This is a genomic window from Nostoc sp. S13, from assembly GCF_029379315.1.
GTDB lineage: Bacteria > Cyanobacteriota > Cyanobacteriia > Cyanobacteriales > Nostocaceae > Nostoc.
The window spans coordinates 1-7,272 of sequence record NZ_JAQYWQ010000197.1 but is presented as its reverse complement, the minus strand read 5'-3'; the positions used below and the strand labels follow the sequence as shown (position 1 = coordinate 7,272).

Here is a 7,272-nt window from a genome sequence, read left to right as displayed (position 1 = left end):
TGCTTGTGAATAATGCTTATTTTATCTGAGTTCCAGGCTTAACTGAACCGTATTGCTTTATAAGGCAGGGCTGTTTCGTTCCCTAAAAAGCTTTAAAAATCAAGGGTTATAGCAATTAAAAATTAGTTATTTTGTTACCAGCGTGCCGATAAAATGAACTATCTTACTGATATTTAAGTGCTTAAATGTTCATCTCAGGGTCACTTTTACTTACAATTTTCTCGCTAACCATCTTGACAAATCCTGTTTGAAATGGAATGAAACAGCCCTGCTTTATAAGGGGGGATTAAGGGGGGTAATTCGACCTGTGTATACACGATAGCCAAGGCATTGGGGGGACGGCTCAGACATTGAGATCAAAAGTGCGATGTCTGCTCTGGGCTACGCCATCGCACACATACCACACAACAGCATAAGTGTGATCGCGTTGCCCGCCCCAAGCATCGCACTCATAGGCAGCACTCTGGTTCAACTCACTGTAATAACTGTTCCCACACTCTCATTCGCTAATCTATCCACCGCACACACGGCATAGGTTCCCCCTTGTTGGACGGTAGCAAAGGTTGTGCCAGCAGACAAAATTCGCCCAATTGTCCAAGTATCGCCACTCAGCCGATAAAGTGTCCAAGAACGAACTGGCTGATTATCTCCAGGCTGCCAACTCAATTTGCGGTTATTTACTTGTAATCCAATGGGTGGAGGAGGTGGTGTTGTATCTTGCCAAGGCAAAGTTGGCGGGAGCGCAGGTTTGTTATAAAGCAGACTTTGAAATTTATCAGCAATACCCTGACTATTTTCCCTCAAAACAGCGAGATTAAAGAAGATATTCCCTAGTGACAACTGTCCAGCTTGGCTACGACTAATTTTCACCTGCTTTTCAATCTCATCACTCTCCCGACTCTTGTTGCTTGGTTCTGTCAAATTGTTACCAGCGTAAACGTGTCTTTGCTTGGTATTTACCTGTGTCCACCACTTTAGCAACGCCGAATAACTTTGTTGTGGTTGGTCTGTGCGCCAGTAAAGTTGAGGAGCTATATAATCAATCCAGCCTTGTTCTAACCATTTCTTTGAGTCAGCATACAGCACGTTATAAGCATCCAACCCAGTAATACCAGCAGGTTGTCCAGGGCGATAGATGCCAAAGGGACTAATACCAAATTTAACATCAGGTTTGGTTGTTTTAATCCCCTGCCAGAGGCGCTGTACCATTTTGTTAACATTGTCTCGCCGCCAATCACCAAGGCTGAGTGTACCACCGGCTGACTTATATGCAGCGTAGGTTTTGTCATCGGGGAAAGACTGTCCCTCGATGGGATATGGATAGAAATAATCATCTAAGTGAATGCCATCAACATCGTAGCGCTTCACTACGTCGATAATTACGTTGTAAGCTCTGTCCTGAACTATTTTCAGTCCTGGGTCCATCCAGCGTTGAGTTTTCCACAAATAAACGCTTTCTGGATTGGTAGCTGCTATGTGGGGACGGACAGTTTTGGCTGGATCGGTGGAAGTACTGGCGCGGTAGGGGTTAAACCAAGCATGAAGTTCAATATTGCGCTTGTGACATTCTGCGATCGCAAACGCTAAAGGATCATAAAATGGTTCTGGTGCTTCACCCTGAGTCCCTGTAATCCAAGCACTCCAAGGCTCTAATTTGGATTCATATAATGCATCTCCCTCCGGTCGCACCTGGAACATTAGGGCATTGAAATTTAGCGCTTGTAATTTAGTAATAATCTCGGTGAGTTCAGCTTTTTGTTGGGCAACAGAAAGTCCCGCTTTGGAAGGCCAATCACCATTCCACACAGATACTACCCATGCTCCTCGGAACTCCCGGCTATGATTTAACTTAACACTACCGATAGGTGTGGGCGTGGGTGTTGGTATCGGTGTTGGTGTGGGCGTGGGTATCGGCGTCGGCGTCAGTGTTGGTGCCATCACAAGGTAATTAGAGGCAATTTTTTCTGCCTGACCTAAATACACCAAAGCTTGATAAATAATCACTGCCACATCTGCACGGGTGGCTGCGAGATTGGGGTTGAGTAATTTCACATTTGGGAAACTAGCCACCAATCCAGTCTTGGTGGCAATAGCTACGTGATTTCTGCCATACCCAGGAATCTGAATAGAATCCTGATAAATTTGTGGAAGTGCTGAGAGGAGATCAGGTTTTACTTTGGTGGCAATTTCTAAGCCAGCTACCACGGAAACTAAGACTTCTACTCTAGTAATTCGGTTAGCCCAACGGAAGGTATTATCAGGAAATCCGCTAATAAATGCTTTTTCGTAAGCTGTTTGAATGGCGGCTGCTGCCCAATAATTCATGGGTACATCAACAAAGGGGACATACTGCCGCTTCTGGGAAACTGTGGGAAATGCCTTAGCAATTATGGCAGCAAATTCAGCACGGGTGAGTGAGTTATCGGGGCGATAGATGCCATTAGGCAACCCACTCACAATACCACGTTGGGCTAAAGCTGTAATAAATAAGCGTGCCCAATGGTTTTGAACATCCGAGAAGGGAGGAGTAATAGATACCATTGTTGATTGCAGCTAGCTGGCCTTAATTTTGATTTCCTTAGTTAATTTAGCAATTTTGTTGGCGTAGGCGTAGCCAACAGTAGGCATCGCTGCTGCAATGTCTTGTAAACTTTGATTACTCAAGTTTGGGCATTGGGTATTGGTTATTCTCCTCATCTCCCCACTCCCCACTCCCCACTCCCCACTCCCATCTACTAAGTAGCTTTTGCAGTTTGGTCAGGAGGATTCAAAGTAGAACGCGCATTCAATGACAGCATTACGCGTGAAATACCGGTGAAAATAATGCTGATACCAACTAGTGTCCCAATCAGCCAGGGCGCATTGAAGGGCCACTGGAACCAAATCATTGCGCCTAAGAGCAGTGTAATAATACCATCACCTAGTATCCAAGTCCAGTTTTGTTGCGGACGTAACCGGAATGCCAGAATTAACTCGAATGTGCCTTCAGTCAGCAAAAAGGTGCCAAGCAACAGAGTCAGTGTGAGAACACCTGTAAAAGGGTAAACAAACAGCATTATCCCGGTTGCAATATAGAGTCCGCTCAAGAGAAGTTTCCAAATAAAACCTCCTCGGTCGCGGGTTTGAGTGGCATAAACTAGTTTTGTAAATCCGGCGAAAATCAAAATCCCTGCAATCCAAGTTTCGGCGAATATGGTGGTGAAATTAGGCGCTGCGATCGCAACAACCCCCAAAATACTCAGGAGAACACCAGTTATCAGTGACCCATTAACATCCTTGTTAGTATCTCTAGAAATGTCGGTTGTCATAAAAATTTTTTCCCTATTCTTCAACTCAATTCTACATTTAGGTTAGGGAATTTCTAAGTAACAGGGTATGAACCCTAAGATAGACTCATCAGTATTAACTTACAAAAGTTCTGCAAGATTGCTTAGGCGTTCATAAACAGCGATGAGACGATCGCCTTCAAGTTCAACAGAGGTATTTGGATAGTTCTGAATGGCTCCAAGCAGTGTAATTTCACCATTTTGTTTAATAGATGTACTTAAAGCGCTTCGCAGGGACTGCTGATCTAGTTGTCCTGCGGGAGGGTGAACTACTTCACCAATTTGGTTAACTAAAATTGGCCCTGCCCAACTAGATAGTAAGCTATTTAAAAAGGCAGGATCGGCTTTTATTGGAGCTTTCAGTGCCTTACGAGCTAATGCGGGGTCTTGTTGGGCCGCCTGCAAATAGGCTCTTAACGTCGGGGTAGTCTTGCCTGTTTCTGTAAACTGACTTAATTCTTCAACAGATATTTGTCCCTGAAAAGTACCATACTTTAAAACAACTTGCTCGGCAGCATTGGCATTAGTAGTTGAGAATAGAACAATAGCGCCTACGCCTAAAGCTACTGCTTGAGTGAGTAACTTTGTGAATTTCCTATTGTTTAATCGATTGAAAAGTTGATAAATCAGCATTTTGTCTAACTTTATAATGGTATGGAGTAGACATAGGCAAAAAACGCCTATGTGTTAGTATTAAGCCTTTTCATTAGGCACAGCATGAGGTAATATCGAGTGCTCTTCGTCTAAAGTTGGTGCCGGTACACCCAAATGTTTCCTTGCAGATTCTTCAGCTAGCTTTCGGTCTTGCTCGCTCTCGAACTGACTCTCATCTAACAAATGAGGGTTTTTTGCCGCTTCATCTCGGCTTGGTCGATAGCCATTTTTCCACCTGTACTTCCAGTCCATAATTTGAAAGCAGATATACTGTGATTTGATTTCCTAGTCCTTCATAGTAGGCGTTTAATAGAAAATGACACTCCTGCTATAGGTTGAAGAGGCTCATTCAGAAGGTACAAATTTAACATCATCTGAAAGTAAGAATACTCTAGATGCCTAATTTCAAGCAATCAGGAGTGGCGATCGCAAATATAATAACTATTGTTAGTAGCTTCTTAGTAGCGATCACTGCTATGATGTATTATAAATTTTGATTATTGAAGCTTTGCTACTTATATCTGTCTTGTGTAGGATAAGTGTATTAACCTTAAGAGGCAGAATTTACTTAACCTTTTATTTCACTTTAAAAATCGATATTATAAGTATTATTTTACATATTGCCTAAATACAAGGGAAGACAATGATGATTAAAGAACAGATTACTCAAGAACTGGATAAATTACCTGAACCCCTGTTGCAGGAAATTTTAGATTTTATCCAGTTCTTACAAGCTAAGTACCAGAAAGATAAAACCTTAGAAATCAACATTATGAGTGAATCATCACTCCAAAAAGATTGGTTAAGACCAGAGGAAGATGCAGCATGGCAGGATTTGTAAAAGGCGATGTTGTTATTGTTCCATTTCCATTTTCAGAGTTAACTCAAACAAAACGCAGACCTGCTTTAGTTATTGCTAAACTTCAGGGAGATGACCTAATTCTTTGCCAAATTACTAGCAAATCTGTTGGCGATATCTATGCTATTCAATTAGATAATAGTGATTTTAGCTACGGTCGATTAAATCAGCAAAGTAATATCAGACCCAATCGGATTTTTACTGCTGATAAACAAATTGTTTTATATCAAGCAGGTCAAATCAAACCTGAAAAATTAATAGAGGTGATTAATAAAGTTATTGAAATTATACAGTATTCAAGCCTGTAGTGTATCGAGTATTTGACTAAGTTGGACTGGTGTCAGGTGGTTGAATAACTGGTGGTTGCGTGACAGTTCTATACGGATTTGGTTCGTCTGATTGTAAAACAGATACGGCAAAACTCTTTAGTTGGGAGAAGTTCAGCAATACTGTTTCCGGCAAAGGTTTTGAATTTAATGGAACTAAGGGAATTACTCTTGGGTTATTAGTATTAGCTGGAGTTTGTGTACTTTTATTAGCACAGACTCGCATAGACACCGAAAAATCAAGAGAAGTAGGTTTGAGGTTTGATCTTTTCTCAATAACTTCTAAAAAAGTCCCAGGGGGAAGTGATTGCTTGTTTACCGAAGAGATTTGCTTGTTGGTTTTAATTACCCAACCAGGAGAAAGGTTAGCAAGCGATCGCGTGATGGGTGTCGCTTCGGTGGTAGGGTTGAGAGTTTGTATGGGATTGGAAAAAATTGGAAATAGCCCTGATGGCGATCGCAGCTTCACAAAGATTCCTAAACAACCTGATAATACCACCAATATTAACGGAACTATCCACTGTAGGGGTAATATAAGAGTTTTGACTGGCTTAATTTCTGGAATTACCTGAGTTACTCGCGTTGATAAAAGCTGAGTTGGGAATTCATCTGCTTTTGCCTCTTCCAAAAACGTCTTTGTATCAAAATTTACTGGCTCTGATTCAATTGGAGTTGGCAATACCGATGAATGTAGTGAATGTGATGGCATTACTGACGGTTGAGAAGTATTTGATTGCTGAACTTGAGTTTTATTTGTCTGTTTTTGTTTAACAACTTTTTCTTCAATTCGTACTACTTCTTCATTCCCAAGTTCCAAAACCTGCTGATATCGCTTTAATTCCTCACGAATCTCCTCACTAAACGGATACTCATGCTGAATTGTTTGAATTAGCGCTTGTTCATACTGTTGTAACTTTTGTAGGTATGCTTCAATCTCAGCTATAATTCTGGCTTCAGTTGGAGAAATATTTTCATCTTTGAGACCTAAGATTTGCTGCTGCTGCCGGAGTTGGTTACACTGTATTGTACTTAGAGGATACTGCTGCTGTATTGCTCTGGTAAATGCCTGTTCATACTGTTGTAATTTTCGCAGATAGGCTTCAATCTCAGCCGTAATTCTGGTTTCAATTGGAACAATATTTTCATCTTTGAGACCTAAGATTTGCTGCTGATGCCGCAGTTGATTACGCTGTGTTGCACTCAAGGGATATTGCTGCTGTATTGCTTTGGTAAATACCTGCTCATACTGTTGTAACTTTTGCAGATAGGCTTCAATCTCAGCTATAATTCTGGCTTCAAGTGGAGCAATATCTTCATCTTTTAAACTTAAGTTTTGCTGTTCTTGTCGCAGTTCATGACGCTTTGCTTCACTAAGAGGGTACTGCTGTTGTGTTGCTATAGTAAATACCCGTTCATACTCCTGCAATTTATGTCGATATGCCTCTATTTCAGCAGTAACGCGGTTTTCAAGTGAAGCTCTATCTTGATCAGTGAGTTTCCATACCTTTTGCATCTTCTGCAACCGATCGCGAGCAGCTTGACTAAGAGGATATTCTCGTTGCATTGCCTTAGCTAAGGCCTGCTCATAGTATTGCAGGTTTTGCTTATATGCTTCAATTCTTACCTTAACCTGCGCCTCTATTGGTATTGTATCCTCATTCCTCAGCCCTAAAATTTGCTGAAGATTCTGTCTTAATGTATTAAAGTCATCTTCACTGAGAGCTACTTTCTGCTGGAGTGCCTCACTGAAGTCCCGCTCATATTGCTGTAACTTTTGTCTAAATTCCTGACGAACAACTGCTAACATCTCATCTTCAATAGCAGTTGCTTCCATTTCGGATAATCCCAAGCGGCTTCTGAGTGCATCCAAAATCTTGCGACCTACAAAAGAAACATCGCCACGGGTACTGTATCGCGCCACCTCTTTGCGATACTTCTGCCTGGGATCAGCTTGAAAAACTTTTGTAAGTCGAATCTTAAAGCCCTCTCTACTTGTGTAGATTTCTGGCTTCATCGTTGGGTGTATTTCTCTAACTTTCCTACTGGCATAGGAATCCTATTTGAGTTTTGAACAAGCTCCGTACATCTGAAGAGTGGCAAAGTCAAA

The 7,272-nt window shown here is 41.6% G+C and carries 8 protein-coding genes; 2 read left to right on the top strand and 6 right to left on the bottom strand.

What is annotated here, in order from left to right; genetic code table 11:
* Positions 1–343 precede the first annotated feature (343 nt).
* The 5 genes from PUQ00_RS31610 to PUQ00_RS31590 form a co-directional block, all read right to left on the bottom strand.
* Positions 344–472, bottom strand: a complete 129-nt coding sequence (locus PUQ00_RS31610; protein WP_300423857.1) for a hypothetical protein — start codon at positions 470–472, stop codon at positions 344–346.
* Positions 469–2,541 (bottom strand): family 10 glycosylhydrolase, encoded by a 2,073-nt coding sequence (locus tag PUQ00_RS31605; protein WP_300423856.1) that lies wholly within the window; start codon positions 2,539–2,541, stop codon positions 469–471. Before PUQ00_RS31605 ends, PUQ00_RS31610 begins: the two co-directional genes overlap by 4 nt.
* Positions 2,542–2,553: 12 nt before the next feature.
* The gene (locus tag PUQ00_RS31600) at positions 2,554–2,697 is read right to left on the bottom strand and encodes a hypothetical protein (RefSeq protein ID WP_300423855.1); all 144 of its coding nucleotides are present in this window, start codon (positions 2,695–2,697) and stop codon (positions 2,554–2,556) included.
* A gap of 38 nt (positions 2,698–2,735) precedes the next feature.
* The gene (locus PUQ00_RS31595; RefSeq protein ID WP_300423854.1) at positions 2,736–3,308 is read right to left on the bottom strand and encodes an HdeD family acid-resistance protein; all 573 of its coding nucleotides are present in this window, start codon (positions 3,306–3,308) and stop codon (positions 2,736–2,738) included.
* A gap of 99 nt (positions 3,309–3,407) precedes the next feature.
* Positions 3,408–3,959 (bottom strand): alpha/beta hydrolase, encoded by a 552-nt coding sequence (locus PUQ00_RS31590; protein WP_300423853.1) that lies wholly within the window; start codon positions 3,957–3,959, stop codon positions 3,408–3,410.
* Between the two features lie 664 nt (positions 3,960–4,623).
* Here PUQ00_RS31590 and PUQ00_RS31585 point away from each other — a divergent pair.
* Entirely contained in the window at positions 4,624–4,821 is a 198-nt protein-coding gene (locus PUQ00_RS31585; protein ID WP_300423852.1) for a DUF2281 domain-containing protein, read from the top strand.
* On the top strand, positions 4,806–5,147 hold the full coding sequence (locus tag PUQ00_RS31580) for a type II toxin-antitoxin system PemK/MazF family toxin (RefSeq protein ID WP_300423851.1): 342 nt from the start codon (positions 4,806–4,808) through the stop codon (positions 5,145–5,147). Before PUQ00_RS31585 ends, PUQ00_RS31580 begins: the two co-directional genes overlap by 16 nt.
* 16 nt (positions 5,148–5,163) lie before the next feature.
* Here the strand turns inward: PUQ00_RS31580 and PUQ00_RS31575 are convergent, their stop codons facing one another.
* Positions 5,164–7,179, bottom strand: a complete 2,016-nt coding sequence (locus PUQ00_RS31575) for a hypothetical protein (RefSeq protein WP_300423849.1) — start codon at positions 7,177–7,179, stop codon at positions 5,164–5,166.
* Positions 7,180–7,272: the final 93 nt, after the last annotated feature.

Excerpts from the sequence above, each read along its gene's own strand:
- PUQ00_RS31590 (WP_300423853.1), bottom strand. The coding sequence starts at position 3,959 with ATGCTGATTTATCAACTTTTCAATCGATTAAACAATAGGAAATTCACA.
- PUQ00_RS31595 (WP_300423854.1), bottom strand. The coding sequence starts at position 3,308 with ATGACAACCGACATTTCTAGAGATACTAACAAGGATGTTAATGGGTCA.
- PUQ00_RS31585 (WP_300423852.1), top strand. The coding sequence starts at position 4,624 with ATGATGATTAAAGAACAGATTACTCAAGAACTGGATAAATTACCTGAA.
- PUQ00_RS31605 (WP_300423856.1), bottom strand. The coding sequence starts at position 2,541 with ATGGTATCTATTACTCCTCCCTTCTCGGATGTTCAAAACCATTGGGCA.
- PUQ00_RS31580 (WP_300423851.1), top strand. The coding sequence starts at position 4,806 with ATGGCAGGATTTGTAAAAGGCGATGTTGTTATTGTTCCATTTCCATTT.
- PUQ00_RS31600 (WP_300423855.1), bottom strand. The coding sequence starts at position 2,697 with ATGAGGAGAATAACCAATACCCAATGCCCAAACTTGAGTAATCAAAGT.
- PUQ00_RS31575 (WP_300423849.1), bottom strand. The coding sequence starts at position 7,179 with ATGAAGCCAGAAATCTACACAAGTAGAGAGGGCTTTAAGATTCGACTT.